Here is a 15,050-nt window from a genome sequence, read left to right on the forward strand (position 1 = left end):
CCCCCCCATAGGGATGGGACAAGACCAATTCGATCCGAGTTTCAATCCCAGACGGGCTTCTTCGCTGCTTCTGACTAGTCAGGGAGGGACCTCGCCATTAGCTGCTCCAATGTTTCAATCCCAGACGGGCTTCTTCGCTGCTTCTGACAAACGCACCGTTCTGATGAGCAGTGGCGAGCCGTTATCGTTTCAATCCCAGACGGGCTTCTTCGCTGCTTCTGACGGTGTCCTTCACTGGCATAGCGATTGGCCACCTGAGTTTCAATCCCAGACGGGCTTCTTCGCTGCTTCTGACCGGAAAATAGCTGCTGCCACCCGGACAATCTCCGGGGGTTTCAATCCCAGACGGGCTTCTTCGCTGCTTCTGACCCACCTCAATGGTGAGACCGGCCCCTCTCGCATCATGTTTCAATCCCAGACGGGCTTCTTCGCTGCTTCTGACATGCCAGAGTCTTCCTGGATGGCCTCAAGGGAATAAGGTTTCAATCCCAGACGGGCTTCTTCGCTGCTTCTGACCCAGACGATAGAGCCGATTCGCCTCATCCCACAGTCCAGTTTCAATCCCAGACGGGCTTCTTCGCTGCTTCTGACAGCCCCTCCTTCAGGATAGCATCAGGAGCTGTCTCCGTCAAGCCGTTTCGAGCATCCCAAAAAAGCGGTCAGCAGTGACCGCTGTTGTGCGGTCATGATACCAGCCGCTGTGGCCCTGCAGCGGCTGGTGAGGTCCTTCGAGCATCGCTGCGTGGAACGCCGGGTGCCGAGATGCTCGAAGCGACGAGCCTGGGCAGCGAGAGCAGCAAGAACTATTCCTTGCAGTAAGAGCAGCATGGAGGGCAGCAGCATGGCACAGCCCGCCCGCAGGAGATGCCGCTGAGCGGTCCTCCCGAGTCAGCTCCCCGCCAGGGTTTGTCCCTGCAGCCACGGTGGTGAGCTATTCGCTCCCATGAAACGCTCCCCCCTGCGGATGGCATGGCAGCAGGCTCCCTCTGCCAACAGCATCCTGAGTGCTGGGACCGTAGAGCCACGGGGTCGGACCATGCGCTGGGGAAGACAGGCAGGAGCCGGCTTCCAGGTGGAGGGATGAGGGCGACCGCGTCACTGAGAGGCCCCCAGGCGCGCCTGGGGGCAGGCAGGGTAGCCCAGGGAACCTGGGCGAGCGACCACACAGCACGTTGCCTGATGATGCGGAGCGCTGCACCGTGCCAAGAAGCAATCGGTTGAGCAGGGCACTGCTGGCGTTGCCCGATCGGGGCACACACGGGACGTTCGCCGGGAATAGGCTCCTCCTGATCAGGAGGGACATGGACGGTGCCGTTTTCGTAGCAGCATCAGGAGCGGAGCGGGGGAAGCCGGGAGAAGATGCCCTGACACGTTCCCCGAGGGGGTGGAGGGCTGGAAGCAGGATGGCGGCAAGGCGACAGAGCACTGAGCATCTCGCGGAGGCCTGTTCACGCCCGCCCGTCGCCCTTGGGGAACAGGATGGCCAGGATGAGACTGGGCGGCGAGAGGCAACGGACAGGTGGCTGCCCGGGGGTCAGCCAGCTCCCTGAGCGGAGGAAGAGGCTGCCCGTGACAGGAGCGACCCCTCTGCAGGCGTGGATGCCGTCCGCGTCCTGTCCAGGCAGCTCGCAGGAGCACCATCCCTGTCCTGGCAGATAAGGAGCGTCGCGGTGTAGTGCTCGTTGCTCAGAATCCGTGCCGGTCGCGTCCTTCATCAGCTCTGTTCCCGGTGGACAGGTGGCAGGCCATCCGGGCAGACGAAGTGGCCAGGGCAAGGAACTCAGCATGAGCAGGAAACACGGGAAGAATCTCTGTGCGACAAGGAGGAGCGGTGCGCGTTCTTCTTTAGTGGAAGAGACGCTGATTTTTGCACGAGGGAGGCCCCAGTCATGGATACCCCTGCCAGGACCCCTGCGTCCGAACCGGCTCCTCCGTTCACGATCCTGGTGGCCTTGTGCGCCGACTCGGAGGAGCACCCTGATCCCGCCCTCATCCAGACCGTGGGACAGGAGGCCATGACCCTCCTCTGCCAGGAGGGCTTGACTCTACGGCCTGTGCCCACAGGGCAACAGGGCGGCCCATTGCTGTTTGAGTTGCTCGCAGCGTCGCTGCAGTGGGTCTGGGAGCACCGCATGACCCTGGAAGAGGTGCTCAACGACGCGAGCGCGCTGCTCACGCTGGCGAGTGCTCTCTGGACGGTGGCGACGCGCGTGAGAGAGCGGTATGCCCGGCACGTGGGCCAGGCACAGCGCTAGGTTCACCCGATCACGGTCACCCTCCAGCTGGGGGACATGACCCGTTCCCTTGACGGGGCTGACGTAGCACAGGTGCAGTTGGTGCTCACCGACCTGGTGCGGACCCAGCGCGCCAGGCAGCCGGCGATCTTGGGGGACGGGGGGCTGCAGGTGACCCTGACGCTGCGGCTGCCGCGCAAGCGAGGGGGGATCGCCCGCCGGCATACTCCCTGAGCGCAGCCGCACATCATCTCACCTGGTCCGTATTCGACGCGGGGACAGCAGCGCACGAACAGGCCCAGGGAGCAGGCTGGTACCAGTGCCTCTGGCCGGCTCTCCTCCTCCCAGCGAGGGCATGCAGAGCGCGCGATACATGCCACCTGAAGGAGGTCTTCCTCGCAGAGAGAGGCAAGGAGCGAGGGCCCGGATGGCAGAGGCCCCATGAAGGAACCAGGCCGATGATGACTGTCTCTGAAGAGACGTCCTGCTGCCCACACTGATCGGGCAAGTCCGTCCAGGAGGTGACAGCCGGATGCCCCCAGCAGGAACGCAGATGAGCACATCCGGGAATCCTTCTCCAGGGGAGCGGCGGGCCCTGGTGGTAGGGGTCAATGAGGCCCCTCGTTCAGGCCAGGCCCCCCTGGCCACTGCGGCCAGGAGCGCTCTGGCGCTCGCCACTGCCTTGCAGGAGCACGGCAGCTTTGCGCTGGTCGGGGGAGGACCGCTGCTCAACGAGCAGGCGACCACGGAGCGGGTGAGACAGGCCCTCTATGCCCTCCTCCAGGATGCCCGTCCGCAGGATCTACTGCTGTTCTGCTTTTGCGGTCATGGCGTGCCGTGGCTGCTGCCGACAGAGCAACGCGAGGTGTATCTGGCGACGCACGATTTTGACCCGGCAGTGCTGCCGTTCGATCAGCGGGCGCACCTCTCGCTGAGCTGGCTGCGAGAGATGCTGCTGGATACCCCCGAGGTCCAGGCAGGGACGGTGATGGTACTGCTGGACTGTTGTCATGCCGGGCAGGCGACGACGCAGGCGCAGCGTGAAGCACAGCCGCTGGAGGGACTCACCCAGGCGGTCCGGCACCTGTGGCACGCCGCTCTCGGAGGAGAGGAGCGGCCCCAGCGAGGAGCGCGGATCGTTCTGGCAGCTACCTCAGCGCAGGGCACAACGCAGGAGCAGCGGGCGCAGGGCTGGACCCAGCTGGTCAGCGCCCTGCTGCCGGCGCTACGAGGAGCGCGTCCTGATCTGCTCGATGCGCAGGGGCAGCTCACCTATGAGCGGTTAGTGGATGACTTGCGCCAGCGACTGCCAGGGCTGACGACGGAAGCGACGGGGCAGGGGCGCGTGGTGCTGGCGACGTTTCACCAGGGAGACCAGGCGGTACAGCAGGCGACACCGACAGCGCTGCGGGAATACGCGCGGCACCCGTTCAGTGAGGCCTGGCTGCAGGAGCGCGTGCAGCAGGTGGTCGGTCGAGAGCAAGAACTGCAAGCGCTGTGCCAACGGATTGAGTGCTTGCGGTCCACAGGCGGGTATCTGGTCGTCACGGGCGTGGCTGGGCAAGGGAAGAGTAGCCTGTTGGCCAGGCTGGTCACCACCTTCCCCTGTGAGCAGGAGGGAGGCCAGCCAGCAGCCTGGACGGTGCTGGCGCATTTCATCCCCCCTCAACCGGGGCCGGGCTATCAGGACATCTTGCTACGACACCTGGTCGCCTCGCTGCTGCTCAGGTCGGGCCTGGAGCCGTTCTCCGTGGAGCATGAGCCGCTGGCAGGGCTGCAACTGGCGCTGCGGCGGCTGCTGGAGGAGGTGGTCAAGCGAACGGGTCCGGTGCTGTGTTGTCTCGATGGGTTGGACCAGCTCCCAGAGGACAGCGCAGGCCGGGTGGTTCTCCCCTTGCCTGAGGGAGGGGAGCCAGTGCCCGGGGTCGTGTTTGTGCTGGGGACACGGCCCAGCCTGCTGCCCGTCCTGCAGTGCTATGAGCCGCTGGAGGTATATGCGCTGCCAGCGCTGAGCAGGCCAGACTGGCAGCGGCTGCTGCACCAGCGGCTGGCGGCCCACTCGGGTATCCGGCGAGCGCTGACGCCGGAGCTGAGCGAGCAGCTCTATCTGCACATGGAAGGAACACCGCTCTTTCTGGATCTGGCGGCCCGCTTGCTGGCCACATCTGGTTCTGACGAGCTCTCTCCGGCAGCGCTCGCCCGCCGGGTAGCGGCGAATCCGCACCAGCTCTTCTCACTGGCGCTGGATCAGTGGGGACGCCGCCATCCTGGAGCGCAGACCCGCTGGGGCCGGGTGATCCAGCCCCTGCTGGGGATCTTGCTGGTAGCGGCAGAGCCACTAGAGCGACGGCAGCTGAAAGCGCTGGTGCAGCTCTGGCAACGGCGTGAAGGGGGAGGCAGGTCCATTGATGGACAGGAACTGAAGCTGTGGCTGGAGCAGCTTGGAGGAGTGCTGGTAGAAGAGCGAGTGGATGGAGTGATTTCGTACCGTCTCTATCATGAGAAGTTTCGAGAGTACTTGCGCCGGGACCCGGACCAACCGGAGCGAGACTATCTCTTTGATGAAGAGGACGAGCAGCGGTGGCACGCGCTGCTGGCGGCCTGGTGTGAGGAGGAGGGGCTGGCGCGAATCTGGCAGGAGAGCCTGGAGAGGAGTGAGCAGAGACGGCGGCACTATGCGCGCCGACATTACGTCTGGCACCTCTTCCAGGCGGGTCCATTGCAGTGGGGACGGCTCCTGGCCCTCCTGGATGCAGGCCACTATGGACAAGAGAAGGTGCGCTGGGAGGTGAGTGGGCAGCAGTATGCACAGGACCTGGTGCTAGGACAGCGGGTGGCGGCCAGTGCGGGGGAGAGCGCGGAGGGGCTGCAGCGGTTGCCAGCGCTCTGGCGCTCCACGCTCTTACGTGCCAGCTTGAGTGGGATCGCAGACCGCTATCCGCTGGAGGCGTTTTCGCTCATGGCGGCGTTGGGGCAGGAGAGCAAGGCGCTGGGGCTGGCTGCATTGCGGAGTGACCCTGGAGAGCAAGCGAGGGCGTGGCTGGCGATCGCCCAGTGGTGGACCAGGGAGCCGGGGCGAGCCAGCGAGGTGCTGCAGCTTGGATACAGGGTGCAGCAGACAGCGCAGCGGATCGAGAGCGATGAGTCGCGGACCCAGGTGATGGAGGAGCTGGTCAGGGTGCTGCTGGAAGCGCAGTGCTACCAGGAAGCGGAGGAAGTCAGTCGGGCCATGGGGGACAGCTGTCTGCGGGCAGAGACGCTGGAAGCACTGGCGAAGGCGCTCAGGCAGGCGCAGCGTGAAGAGGAAGCAGCGCGGGTCGAAGAGATGAGCCGTGCCCTCTCGGACCGTCTCTCGAGGTCGTGGGACCTGCTGAACCTGAAGAAAGCGCTCGCGCGGATGCACCGCACTGAGGAGGCGACGCAAGCCCAGCACGAAACGGAGGAAGGGAGTCGTTCCACCCCGGACCGCTTCAGGCAGGCGGGGGTGCTCCTGCAGGCCCGGCGCTATCAGGAAGCGGAACGAGTCATCCGCGCTCTCCCGGACCGCTTCGGGCAGGCACGCGCGCTGACCAGACTCGCCGAGACGCTTGCGCGGGGGTCGTCCCTTGAAGAGGCGAGGAGGATCTGGCAGGAGGCGGAGGGGATGGTCCGGGCGAGTGAGGCCAGCTTCAGGCGAGCGCGAGCACTGATCGACCTGGCGGAGGCGCTCGCGCTCGCCCAGCGCACTGAGGAAGCGGAGCAAGTCTGGCGTGCAGCGGAGGACATGAGCCAGGCGCTTGCCGATGGCTTCTGGCGAGCGAGGGCCCAGGCGGAGCTGGCAGCAGCACGGGCGCGGATACAGGCTCCTCAAGAGACAGCGCAAGCCATGCACCTCGGGAAACATTGCCAGGAGGTGGCGCTGGTGAGGAGGCTCGGGGAGCTGCTGACAGAGGGCCAGCGCTTCCAGGAGACAGCAGAAGCGATCCGCGCACATCGGGATCACGGGCTGCAGGCAGCGCTATGGAGACAACTGGGAGAGGCACTGGTTCGCGCTGACGCAGCCGCACACGGGTTCCTGGCTCTGCTGCAGCGTGCCTGGCTTGAGGCCCGCGGAGAACCCGACGCCCTCGCCCGCTTCTCCCTGGTCACACCCCTGGTCGTGCGTTCTCCCGAGCTGGGGCTGGCCCTGTTCGAGGCCTTCGGCTGGGTGGATCGTTTCCTGCAACATGCTCTGTGACAGGGATGGGGACCCCTCACCCGCCCTGGCTACATGGCAATCTGCTCAACTGCACACCGTTGATCCCAGTAGCCAATATATTCGCGTCCGTCGGGCTCAAGCCGACCGAAGAGATATTTGCGGTGAAGGTTGCGGTTGAAATATTCACAGCTCATCTCTGAGATGTGCATACAGGCATGGCAGGCTCCCATCTCTTCCAGGCAAACCGGATCGTAAATGCAGATCTCACCGGCATTCATGACTGCTCGAAGATGTTCATGCAGTGTCTGCTCAAAGAGGGTATACAGTCCTCCAATCGTGAATGCCGTTCGGTTATTGCTGTAGAGAACGAAGGAGAGCGCGCGGGGAAAGAGATATTCACTTAAGCTGGTCCGATCGAACCCGCTGAGAATGACAGCCTGGCGGAGTACCAGATGACTAAACGAGTGGACCAGCCCGAAGATTGCCTGGGTGACCGGCTGATCCCTGGTGATTTCCCGGAAGGGATTCACGTTCTTCATGCGGTTGAGAATCCAGGCGTGCAGCGTTGCCTCGTCGTCTGCGGCAGGCTCCTCTGTGATCAGCCCATTGAGCCTGAGCCAGCGCATCACACGCCGGAGGTTCAGGCGGAACAGCAATGCTTCAGTTTCCGTCGTCTCGGTATAGAGAGGCGTACGCGGGTCCTTCGACTGGAGGCGGGGAAAGGCACGAATCACGGTCTCATCAGCCTCACGACGGTCGCGGGTAAATCCGATGAGGACCGTTGTCACCGGAAAATCCCCGATCAGATGCACATCGGCCAGTCCCGTACTCAGTAGAGCCTGGCGATAGGCTTCCTGGTAGAGAGGGAGTCGACTGCTGCTCTCCTGACGTGCCTTTTGCTCAAGGTCCTTGATGGTCACGACGTGCAGCGATTCTCTGATGCGAACGAACTCCAGTAACTCCCTTCCTGTCTCTTCAAGATCCTCTCCCTGCAGCGTGATCAGCTGCCTGGCCTGAGCGAGAACCCGGCGGCGATGAGCTCTTCCTGCCCCGGCAAACTCCTGTTGTAATGCATCCAGGTGGGCCTGCATGATTGCTCGCCGCTCCGGGGACGCGGTACTGATATGCCGTGCCAGTGTGGCCAACGCATCCTGATCTGCAGCCTGTCCCTGAGCGCTTCCTGCCAGATCGCGCAGACGGAGATCAGGTCCGTGATCAAAGATCCGCAGGCAGGCGGCAATGGCCAGCCACTGGCGTTCCGGATCCCTCAGGATGAGGTCGAGGTCCTTTCCTGGAAGATTGATCAGTGTCCGATACTGAGGATAGTAGGAAGCGGTGGCCCGATGAACGATGGGCCGCATTTGCTTCTTGGGGAGGTTGCAGTCATCGCAGGTGCCCTCGATAATGGGAGACTGGAAGGAGCAGAGCCGGCATTGCCAGCGGAACTGAGCATACTTCTGACTGTCACCTGTGTTCAGCCAGAGGTGCTCGCGCTTATGACGCGGACAGGATGGCAGGATGAAGGGTCGGATATGACCACAGCTATGGATCAGGACATGGTGCAACTGAATCAGGCGTCCCTTGCAGTGATGACAGCGCAACTCCGGGTTGTACTGACTGACTTCTCCTACGTTATGGTAGAGGATAGCCCGTCTACACCCTTTGTTGGTGCATTCGAAGAGCAGCGGGAAGATTTCTGCCTGGACTGCCCTGGGAGTGACCAGCACGTAGCGGTCCTGCTGATGAATATCCGGAAAGCCTCGACGGCGCTCTTCTGGCCATTGCTGGAGCAGCCAGGCAACCCGATCAAGCACATAGGGTTTGTTCAGCTGTCGCTCGGGGTCATCACTTGCCTGAACATTGGTGACCTTGCAGATGAATTGCCCCCCCTCAAAGTCGAAGGTTTTCTCGGGCAGGAAATTGAAGAGAATCTGTTGTTTTCCTCGCCTCATTGCTCTTACCCCCTGATGGCCTGGCTCATGAGAAGGCGCGAGTCCTTGTCTGGAATGATATCAATCTGCTCATCAACATCCCGCAGGCTCTGCATCGGCTGTTCTGTCAGATTCTCGGAGGTGAAATTCTTCTGAGGATTGCGCAGCATATCAAAGTACTCGCTGACCTTCTCCTGGATCACCTGTGCGAATTCCTGGCCACTTTCCTGCCTGCCTGTGCAGTAGGCCTCATTCAGCCAGGCGACCATTTCATCCGGTCGCAATCGGCGGCTTTCCAGGAGCTGGCGCACCTGTTTGCTGAAGTAGAGGGACTTCTTTCCTCCTCCTCCCAGCCTGAGGTTATAGTCATTCAAGAGCAAGGCCATGAAGAGTCCCGGGATGGTACGCCGGATGGCAAACTTGCTCCAGCGATTCACAGGAACGGGTTCCACCAGCCGATCAAGATATTCGTGATACTTGGTGAAAAGGTGGTAGTGACTCTGATCCCGCTCTCGGGCCGGGTTGAAGCAAACGAAGACCAGGCCCGGGTGATCACGTCCAACCCGGCTGGAGGTCTGGATATATTCGGCAGTCTGGCGAGGCATTCCAAAGAAACACAGACAGTTGAGCCGCTCTACATCCACACCGTGGGAAATCGTGCTGGTCGCTGTCAGTGATCGCAGGCGCCGGGCAAAATCTGGATCAGGTTGTTCCAGCTGATCCAGGATCCTGGCGACCTCGGAAAAGGTGGTCGCACTGGTGATTGAACGGCTATCTACCTCGCTGTAGCCAGCCTCGGTCAGCGCTCGATTGAGTTGTCCCTCAAAGCTCTGATCAAGCCGATCCCCCTCCCGTCTGGACAGCAGATACGTCACAAAGACTTCATAGTGAGAAAGCATGCCCAGGAACCTGGCAGGGCTGTCCACCGAAGTCAGCTTCAGCCGGGCAATGGCTCCTGCAGGATCACGCCGCAGATCCTCAATGGCCTTGTGGTAGAGCTCTGCGATGCGAACAATGGCATTGATATGGGTATAGTTATGTGGCATGATTCCGATGAAGAGGCGTCGGAGGTTCTGAGCCTCAGTGGTAGCATAAAAGGATTCTCCTAACTCGGGACCGGGTACGGGGAACCGACGGGCCTTGCGGTTATACAGGTGCTCGATCTGATGCTCATATTCCTCGATAGTAGCAGTGGCAGCGATGATCTTCATGCGGACCTTTTGCATGCGCTGCTGATATGAGTCGATGAAAGTCTCATAATGAGCATCGAAGGCGCCGATCTCCTGGCGGAGCAGGTGGAGCTCATCTTGTATTTGCAGAACCGGTGAAGGATCTTTCAGTCTGACCGGGATAAAATCCTTTGGTTTCACCGTGCAGGCGTATTTCTCTGTGCATTCTCCCAGGCTCAGGTATCCATGTTGAGGGCACTTGTGGGAGACAGCGCCAAAGAGATGACTGACCTTGCGCTCGTAGCCGATGGCGGTAATCTTGTCAATCGTGCCAACCAGCACGGTGGGGAGATAGCGGTAGATCTCGTTATCCACAATGAAGACGGGCAGAATGCCCTTGCGAACAGCCTCGGAGCAGCTGGGATTGGTACAGCGATGGACCAGGCGGACTGTCTCCTCCTCCAGATCCATTCTCACACTGTGCTGACCGCAGAAAGGACAGCGAGGAATGGTCAGAAAGCTTTGCAGAAGCTGAGGCTGTCTCCAAAGGCGGTTGAGCCAGGAGTCCTGGCCGTTCTGGTTGTAGCTGACGAGCCGGTTGGGCGTGTTATCTGCTCCAACCAGATAAGCCACGCTAAACGGATCGTACTCGTCGGTGTTGATGGGAGCGGTCTGACGGCGGAGACATTCAGCGGCGGCCAGAATGTCTGCCATGCGCTGCAGCTGTTGCAGAGAGAGCAGACGGAGGGGAAAACGCATCCAGGCTGTGACCCCAGCCGTTTTCCCTCGCAATCGGTCGAAGAACGCGGCACAGACAATCAGACCCAGATAAGCCTCAGTTTTGCCGCCGCCAGTGGGAAACCAGAGGACATCCACATAATCCCAGTCCTCACGCCCTTCTGGGAGGTCATACTCGCGGGCGGCAATGGCAGGTAGCTGCGTGACGATGTAGACAATCTGAAAGAGACGCCAGGAATCGTGGCGGCTGGCACTGGCAAAGGTCCGGTTCATCAGCTGAAAGGCTCGCAGCAGTGTGCTGTAGCGCTCCAGAACGCTGATTCCTCGCCGATAGCGAGCGATCTCCCCTGCAAATGCCTGCCAGTCACTCTCCGCTGCTGCCAGCATTGCAGCATCCCAGCCGGGATCTCGTTGCTGTGCCTGCAGTCTTTGCTCCCACTGGTGCAGATACTGGTCCATTGCGTCAGCAATGGCGTGTAAAACGGGGATTGGCTCTTGGGCCAGATCCTGGAAGGCCGCCCCGGGCAGAGTGGACTCAACTCTATCCCGGGTGGTGTAGACCGGTTGCTGATAGATCGGCGTGTGCTCGGTTCGCACAGCATTCAGCTCTTCTACTCTGGCGACGCTGCAGTTGTGTCCTAACCCCCACAGGTGACGATCATAGCGATAATCTTTAGGAAGAAGATCGAAAACAAATGGCTGGAGCTCTGCATCCTGCCCCTCAACCTGCAGGCAAACATCAAACAGGTAATGATCAGTGAGGGAGTGTTCTTGCCCATCGTCAGGGGAGTTGTTCAGAAGCATGAGTGAGATCTGAAGCAGGTCACCGACCACTGGACGTGCCTCGACCTGAAGCATGACCTGCCAGGACGGAAGCTCTTCCCGGCCAGTAGCAGCTATCTGGCGACAGAACCGCTCGAACGCTTCCTGATCGCTCAGTGCTTCAGGGGGAATTGCTGTACCTTTCGGAAGCTCATAGTAGCGGTGTGGATCGTTCAATATCTGCTGACAGGCGCGCTCCAGTGCCCTGGTGATAGCGAGCTGCGTCATGTGGTCACTCAATCGCTGGCGCCTGGAGAGCTGTTGCGGTATGGGTATGGCTACTGGTTCCACCTGAACACAGATCTTGCGATAGGCTATAGCCCATCGTTCCCGTGACCGGGGCTGCTCCTGGTCAGAGGTTTGGCGGGGATAGCCGGCGAGACGACGCTGATGCTCCAGATCGGGGAAAATTCGATAGTACACATTGAAGGCTGGCTGGACGAGTAATCGTGCCTTCTCTCCCCTGGGCTTGACCCTGATTTCAAGCCCCATTGAGGAAGGGGCCAGGCGCGAGAAAAGATCATCGTCAGGATCAGGGCCGTCCATCTGTTGAGGACGATTGGCCAGAGAGCCGATAAAGTAACGGTTGCGAGGGCGGTCATCCCGGCAGATATCCTCGCTTCGGCCCGTGAGCTGATCAAGCAAGCGGTGTTGCAGATACCGAGCCAGTCTGATCTCATCCAGGCGTTGAGGCGTTACCATGTCAGTACCGTTCCTTCCTTGAAGAACCTCTGAGTGAGGGCAGGGGGGACCAGTAGTTCCCGCTGACTGACACTCACGACACGATGAATAGTGACACTGTCACGGAAATCATCCACATAGAGATTGAGCTCCTGGTCGATGCATTCCTCTGCGGCATCAGAATGAGTGCCACGCACTCCAGCCTGAATGATAACGCGATTCAACTGACGAGCCAGAGCCCTGTGCAAGGATCGAATACGGCGCAGGGCGCTGTCGATGTTCCGGTACTCCTGGATTAGAGCGTTATCCTCAAAGATGTAGCCAATCCGATAAATGTCTTCAGGATCGGAGGGCCCAAGTACCTGACCAGTGATCCAGCACCTGACTCCTGCAACCGACTGCATATGACTCCCTCGTTGCTGTAGCTCCTTGAGCAACTCTTCATATGTCAATTGTGCTTGCAGGAATCCTGCCCTGACAGATTCCTGCCAGTAGCGTACCAGCAGATAGGTGGCCCCCATTTTAGGATGACGTTTCACCCGCTCGAGAATGGCCTCGTAAAGGGTGCGGCGCTGCTGACCATCCACGAACAGCACCAGGTCACCTGCTCGTAGCCCTTCGACCACTCGCTCATCTATCTGCTCTGTCGCTGACAGGAATACCATCAGCCGGCTCTCTCGTGTTGCATAGCAGAAACCATCCTGGAAGTTCACACGGAAGGCAGGCACCAGAGACTTCTCAGAGGGCTGTTGTGGGAACACGGCAGAGGACACAGGGGGATGATCACTATCGCGATCATCAGTGCCGGGATCTCCTTCGTTCTGCTGATCATACTCAAGGGTCGAGAAGGGAGTCCAGATAGAGAGATCGGAAAACCCTGATAAAGCTGCGACCTTTCTGCGAGTCTGTCGGCTTCCTTCCCGACGAGCGAACTCTATGACAATGGGTGGGTGTCTCTGTCTGGAGGCAGCCTGGACCTGACTGGCTCCTCCAGAGACAAGAGCCTCCCAGGCTCGCTGGTGCGCCTCTTCACTGGCCAGTCTGCCCAGCGTCTGGTGCAGCGAGAGAAGTTGTTGCTCAATTCTCTCGGCTTCGTCGCGGTAAGCAAGGTAACGAATGTCTGGGGCTGCGGCGGTAAGAGCATACTGCCGGCGACCGTAACTGAACTGGCCGGGGAAGAGCAGGATATCAGCAGAGGAAAGAGTGCTCAGGTCTTTGTACGTAAGCAGGCGGATGGGAGCTTCCGCCTGCGCTTTGTCTGGCCTCTCCAGAGGCAGACGCTCGCGTGCACGCAGGCAAAGCTGCACCATTCGCAGACTGGCCTGATTGGGGCAGACTACTGCAAGGCAACCTGACTGACCTGACTGCTGTCGCTGCTCGCGTATCTGTTGAACCAGCGTATCATACTTGGGATTGCCCTCGAGCAGGGCCAGGCGCATATCCTTGAGATCGAGCAATAACGATGGCCAGTAGATATTCTCGATCTCAGGTGCTTCAGTCCGGAGCAGAGGTGTAAACGCCTCCAGGTCAGCGATCCGTCGATCGATGGGGCGAAGACCCCAGAACCGGCTGGCCTCCTCTTCATAGACAGGGAGTGGCACCAGCAGCTGCAACATGGTGTAGAAGACGCCATAGGCAGCCTGAATCGCGCGACGCACGCCGGAGTCGCTTCGCCAGGGATCGGTGCGCTGAATAGTCCCCAGGTCATCCCACAGGCGGGAGGCTGCGTTTTCCAGCCTGGGATGGTGGCAAAGGACCAGCTGGTGGCGGATTCCACTGGCGATGTTGTTGAGCTGCCGTGCGCTGATCTCAAACGGGTGCCCCGGACCTGCGGCAGCTCCAGGCGATGATTGGAGGGCCTCCGCCTCCAGCTCGGAGTGGCTCCAGGCCCATACAGGCACGCCTGCTTCTGCCAGATCTTGAAGATAAGGGGCAAATGGATTATTACAGATATGTATAATGCAAGAAATTTTTCGATGTGCAGCAAGCTCATGGATGCGAGAGACCTGATCGATAAAGGTGTCGTCGGTATGGTCGACAATGATCGCTTTGATCCCGGTTGGCCAGGGCTTCTCAATCAGGAAGGGCCGCGGGAGATGATACAGCCGGGGAGGGTACCTGGCCTCTATACCTGGGGCAACAATACCAGCGGGCTCGCCGTCGTTGCGAATACGAGCAAGGGGAAAAGTTGCCGCCAGAGGTTCTTTGTCAACCCGTATATTCAGGTAATGCTCGCGGATCTCGGTCCGCGAACTGATCAGCATAAAAGAGGGCCTGGACCGATGGAAAAGTGTGGACTGGTGTCTCTCTGCAAAATCATAGATCAGGAGTTCTGCTGCCACCAGCGCTGCCAGATGGCAGATGGGGACGGGATAGACAATCGCCAGAGGACGACGATGGAGATACGCCTGCAGGCTCAGGCGCAGACAAAGCTGGTCCAGCCAGTGGAGCTGAATGCGATTGCGTCCATAGTAGAGGTGTTGTTCCTGGGCAAGGGTTACCAGATCGCGACCAGGGTGATGCTGCAGAACATGCCACCAGGGTGAGGTGGTGATTGCACTGTTTGAATCTTCATCTGCCGTCATCATGGGTTTTGCCTCGCTGGATGTTTCCGGCCACTGCAGCAAGTCCGTAACTGCATTGTGCCCTCACGGGACACGTTTTACATAGGGGTAAACGCTTCTTCATACAGATTTGATCGGCCAGGTCCAGCAGTGCATATGTATAGCGGCGTGGTTGCTCCGGATCAACCAGCGTCGCAGCCAGGTGCTGAAAGAGCCGGCTCCGTCGCGAAGAATCTCTGGTTTCCAGGCCAAACAGCCGTCCCAGTATCCGCACCACGTTGGTATCAATCAGTGGTTCTGGCAGATTCCAGGCGAAGCAGCGGACAGCGCTGGCGATATACTCACTCACACCCGGCAGAGAGAGCAGAGGGGCTTTCTCCTGTGGAACCTGACCGCCAAAGCGACTCATGAGCTCCTGAGCCATGTTCTGGATCAGGTCAATGCGCCAGCGCAACCCCAGGGAATAGAGGATCTGGTGTAGCTGTTCTCTGCTGGCCTGTGCCAGTAAAGCAACAGTGGGGTAGCGTGCAATGAATGCTTCGTAAACAGGCACTACCTGCCGGGCCTGAGTACGATGCAGCATGATCTCGGCCATAAGGATGTGATAAGGGTCTCCCGTCTGACGCCAGGGAAAGGAACGAAAGTGTTCCTTTCCCCAGGAAAGGAGAGACTGGCGGAAGGTATGGGCATCGATGAAGTGGTTGAGGTCCGATAGAGCCTGGAGATCGCTCATA

The 15,050-nt window shown here is 60.2% G+C and carries 7 protein-coding genes and 1 CRISPR repeat array; of the genes, 3 read left to right on the forward strand and 4 right to left on the reverse strand.

Annotation, left to right across the window (positions count from 1 at the left end):
• The first annotated feature begins 38 nt into the window (after nt 1–38).
• Nucleotides 39–591: a CRISPR direct-repeat array (repeat unit 37 nt; unit sequence GTTTCAATCCCAGACGGGCTTCTTCGCTGCTTCTGAC).
• A 1,298-nt stretch (nt 592–1,889) separates the two neighbouring features.
• From BGC09_RS03930 to BGC09_RS03935, 3 genes are all read left to right on the forward strand, one after another.
• Nucleotides 1,890–2,255, forward strand: a complete 366-nt coding sequence (locus BGC09_RS03930) for a hypothetical protein (RefSeq protein WP_069802322.1) — start codon at nt 1,890–1,892, stop codon at nt 2,253–2,255.
• A 36-nt stretch (nt 2,256–2,291) separates the two neighbouring features.
• Entirely contained in the window at nt 2,292–2,468 is a 177-nt protein-coding gene (locus BGC09_RS22725) for a hypothetical protein (protein ID WP_176728832.1), read from the forward strand.
• 319 nt (nt 2,469–2,787) lie between these two features.
• The gene (locus tag BGC09_RS03935; protein WP_176728833.1) at nt 2,788–6,450 is read left to right on the forward strand and encodes an AAA family ATPase; all 3,663 of its coding nucleotides are present in this window, start codon (nt 2,788–2,790) and stop codon (nt 6,448–6,450) included.
• Nucleotides 6,451–6,479: 29 nt separating this feature from the next.
• Here the strand turns inward: BGC09_RS03935 and BGC09_RS03940 are convergent, their stop codons facing one another.
• Genes BGC09_RS03940 through BGC09_RS03955 form a run of 4 tightly spaced genes read right to left on the reverse strand, consistent with a single transcriptional unit; the run spans nt 6,480 to nt 15,049 of the window.
• Nucleotides 6,480–8,363 carry a DUF8724 domain-containing protein gene (locus BGC09_RS03940; protein WP_069802326.1) on the reverse strand — a complete coding sequence of 628 codons (1,884 nt, stop codon included), beginning with the start codon at nt 8,361–8,363 and terminating at the stop codon, nt 6,480–6,482.
• Between the two features lie 5 nt (nt 8,364–8,368).
• Nucleotides 8,369–11,773, reverse strand: coding sequence for a helicase-related protein (locus BGC09_RS03945; RefSeq protein ID WP_069802328.1), 3,405 nt, complete (start codon nt 11,771–11,773; stop codon nt 8,369–8,371).
• Nucleotides 11,767–14,340: a DrmE family protein gene (locus tag BGC09_RS03950; protein WP_141727624.1), complete on the reverse strand. Its 2,574-nt coding sequence runs from the start codon at nt 14,338–14,340 to the stop codon at nt 11,767–11,769. Before BGC09_RS03950 ends, BGC09_RS03945 begins: the two co-directional genes overlap by 7 nt.
• Nucleotides 14,324–15,049, reverse strand: coding sequence for an HhH-GPD family protein (locus BGC09_RS03955; protein ID WP_069802332.1), 726 nt, complete (start codon nt 15,047–15,049; stop codon nt 14,324–14,326). Before BGC09_RS03955 ends, BGC09_RS03950 begins: the two co-directional genes overlap by 17 nt.
• Nucleotide 15,050 lies beyond the last annotated feature (1 nt).

The organism is Thermogemmatispora onikobensis (assembly GCF_001748285.1).
Taxonomy (GTDB): domain Bacteria; phylum Chloroflexota; class Ktedonobacteria; order Ktedonobacterales; family Ktedonobacteraceae; genus Thermogemmatispora; species Thermogemmatispora onikobensis.

What these genes read in the sequence shown, in the direction of transcription:
- BGC09_RS03930 (WP_069802322.1), top strand. Translation starts at nt 1,890, where the DNA reads ATGGATACCCCTGCCAGGACCCCTGCGTCCGAACCGGCTCCTCCGTTC.
- BGC09_RS22725 (WP_176728832.1), top strand. Translation starts at nt 2,292, where the DNA reads ATGACCCGTTCCCTTGACGGGGCTGACGTAGCACAGGTGCAGTTGGTG.
- BGC09_RS03935 (WP_176728833.1), top strand. Translation starts at nt 2,788, where the DNA reads ATGAGCACATCCGGGAATCCTTCTCCAGGGGAGCGGCGGGCCCTGGTG.
- BGC09_RS03940 (WP_069802326.1), bottom strand. Translation starts at nt 8,363, where the DNA reads ATGAGGCGAGGAAAACAACAGATTCTCTTCAATTTCCTGCCCGAGAAA.
- BGC09_RS03945 (WP_069802328.1), bottom strand. Translation starts at nt 11,773, where the DNA reads ATGGTAACGCCTCAACGCCTGGATGAGATCAGACTGGCTCGGTATCTG.
- BGC09_RS03950 (WP_141727624.1), bottom strand. Translation starts at nt 14,340, where the DNA reads ATGATGACGGCAGATGAAGATTCAAACAGTGCAATCACCACCTCACCC.
- BGC09_RS03955 (WP_069802332.1), bottom strand. Translation starts at nt 15,049, where the DNA reads ATGAGCGATCTCCAGGCTCTATCGGACCTCAACCACTTCATCGATGCC.